Source organism: Chamaesiphon sp. VAR_48_metabat_403 (genome assembly GCF_031422475.1).
Classification (GTDB): Bacteria; Cyanobacteriota; Cyanobacteriia; order Cyanobacteriales; family Chamaesiphonaceae; genus Chamaesiphon.
Map to the genome: position 1 here is coordinate 1 of NZ_JANPLS010000253.1, position 2659 is coordinate 2659.

Sequence of the window (2659 nt, forward strand, 5' to 3'; positions counted from 1 at the left end):
TACTATAAAATGAGAAACTCATTTAGGATTGCTATATATGTTTTCGTCGGTTTAGCCCCGGTGGTGCTATTGAGTACTGGGTGGGTGATGTGAAAACACCGCCAGAAAACGAAGACTCGATCGGCTAGAGCGATAAATTAGCTTCGACATTCGTCCGGGAGATCGAAAACGGTCGTGCTTGCAGTCCGGATTAGAACACGATTGCTGCAATGACAGCAATCGGGATTACTCCCATCGGATTATTTGTCACAGGTGCAATTATCTGGTGGAGTCGCACTTATGCAGTCAAACCACAGCGGAAGTCGCTGTAACGATCGAGCCATAACCCTGGTTTCACATTGCTGAGTATAATCAGACTCAGAAGCAGCAGCGACACCGCCGCTAGACATTTTACTGAGGCTGTCCCCGCCGATAACAACCACCAAATTTAGATGTCAAAATCAAATCTAGATAACTTGTCACCGCTAACAGGATTGCGTCAGCGTCAACTCTGCGAACTAATGGGTTGGGATTATCGGCAAGTCGCTCAAACTGCGAAGCAGCAAGGTATGAGTACCCACGCTTACGTGCAGCAACAAACGGGCTGGATTTTGCGATCGGAGTTGTATTACCCACCTGCCGATCCAGTCAGAAATGAGACTATGTATGATCCCAGTCGGGCTTAATCGATCTGCGACTATTGAGAAAGCGATCGATCGACATCGCGGCAATACAGCCATCCCCAGCCGCGACAACGGCCTGTTTAAACGGCGTATTCCGAATATCCCCGATCGCCCAAACACCCTCTACATTCGTCGCCATTAGCTCATTGACATTAATTCCCCCATCGTCATTTACCGCCACCTGACCCCCGACAAAATCGGTAATGGGTTTAGAACCACTTTGATAGATGAAGGCTCCTTCTACAGGCAACAATTGGCTCTGGGCTTGTCCTTTTGGTTTGACTTGAACCCCTGTAACTCCCGCTTCGTTACCTTCAATTAATGTCAGGCGAGTTTTACTCCAATGTTTAATATTCGGGATCTTCAACAAATCTTGAGCTAAGACATCATCGACCTGCGGATCTTTAACCGTTACCCAATGGACGACTGAAGCAAACTTAGTCAAAACTTGAGCTTCTTCGATCGCTTCATGATTGTTACCGACTACTACCACTTCTCGCTGTCGATAAAATGCCGCATCGCAAGTAGCACAATAACTAACGCCACGTCCTAAAAATTCCGCTTCGCCTGGAAATGAAGCCACTCGCCCCATTGCACCAGTCGCCAATACCAGTGTCTTGCCGACAAAAGTACCTTCAGGCGTATAAACCTTTTTTAATGACCCCTCAACGTCAATGCCGAACACCTGGGCGCGTTGATAAGTTGTGCCAAAAGCGATCGCTTGTTCCCGCATCACATCGAGTAATTTTTCCCCACTCACATCTCCTGCAACGCCAGGATATTTAGCAATCTTGTGCGTAATTGCTAACGCACCCACCGCCGGATTTTTATCTAAAATAACGGTCTTCAGATCGGCACGAGATGTATACAATGCACAGGTGCAACCTGCTGGGCCACCCCCAATAATGACGACATCAAACTCGTATGTTTCCAAAATACCAAACCTCACAATGCGTTGAATATTTGTTGCCCGATCTAAATACCAAAGCTTTTCTCTTAGTAAATAGTCTGGGCAGATCGTCCCGGCACCGAACTTAAAAAAGCCTCAAGTACTGTTAGTGAAGCTTGCCAATTATCCTCGGCTATGTCGCTAGCGGCACAGCAATCTGTGTTGATGAAAATTGCACAGCAAAATCCAGCCAGATCGAGATCGAGGAAATGAGTTTGTTCGATCGACCATTGAAATTTAACTTTTTGGTCGAATTTTTGAGTGTATAGAAACTGTTCAAAGTGAAAAAACAGCGAGAAATAATTAATCGCATCACTGACACACACCTGACAATTCCAAGAAAAATTCAGATAACCATGATAACGATAACCACACTTTTCTTTCACCTCACCACTGAAGCAACCCGTCGTAAAAAATCGACTAGTCCCAGTATTTAAGGAGTACACCAAAGATTTCATCGATCGATCTGTTGCCAATTCGGGAATCGCGTCAATCAAATCTGGATGAGCGATGAGGTTTTTGAAACCATGATTTAGCTGTCCATCTTCACGGGGAATTCCAGTTCCTAAATAGGGAACTTCTTTGGCACAAGGGCTGAGAGAGAGCAGATTGATATACGATTGTTGCATTCAGAACTAGTTAGATCGGTTTTTTAATGACTGAATCGACTCGTGACTTTGCCCCAAACTGGCAGCTATCAGTGCTTTTGGCTGAATTGTTGCCGATGATAATAATGGACGAGTGGTATCGGGGATATTTCAGACAGCACCAGATATACGTTTAAATTAATGAAATATCTTCTCAATAAAATCTACCACATTTCGATCGCCAATTGTGGAATGCTCGCAGCTTGCACCATTGGGCTTAATCTTTAGGGCAGTGAGGTAAAGCGGAAAGGGGAAAAGGAAACACTTACCAGATAACCTTTTGGCTGGATCGCGATCGATCTGAATCCGAATCGCGATCGTCGAGATAATTGAAAATTCTATTAATTTTAATAACTTATATCAATTTGTTGATAATAATTAGCAACTACTGTAAACTAAAG

The 2659-nt window shown here is 44.5% G+C and carries 3 protein-coding genes; 1 reads left to right on the top strand and 2 read right to left on the bottom strand.

The genetic code is table 11. The features are described from left to right. The first annotated feature begins 431 nt into the window (after positions 1-431). Positions 432-665 (top strand): hypothetical protein, encoded by a 234-nt coding sequence (locus RMO79_RS11865; RefSeq protein ID WP_310483373.1) that lies wholly within the window; start codon positions 432-434, stop codon positions 663-665. Here RMO79_RS11865 and RMO79_RS11870 read toward each other — a convergent pair. Together RMO79_RS11870 and RMO79_RS11875 are read right to left on the bottom strand one after the other, a co-directional pair. Continuing rightward, positions 640-1596 (bottom strand): FAD-dependent oxidoreductase, encoded by a 957-nt coding sequence (locus RMO79_RS11870; RefSeq protein WP_310483375.1) that lies wholly within the window; start codon positions 1594-1596, stop codon positions 640-642. The two genes, RMO79_RS11865 and RMO79_RS11870, sit on opposite strands and share 26 nt — an antisense overlap. A gap of 62 nt (positions 1597-1658) precedes the next feature. Then, a complete protein-coding gene (locus RMO79_RS11875) occupies positions 1659-2240 on the bottom strand; it encodes a hypothetical protein (protein ID WP_310483376.1) in 582 nt (193 codons plus the stop codon). Between the last annotated feature and the right edge of the window lie 419 nt (positions 2241-2659).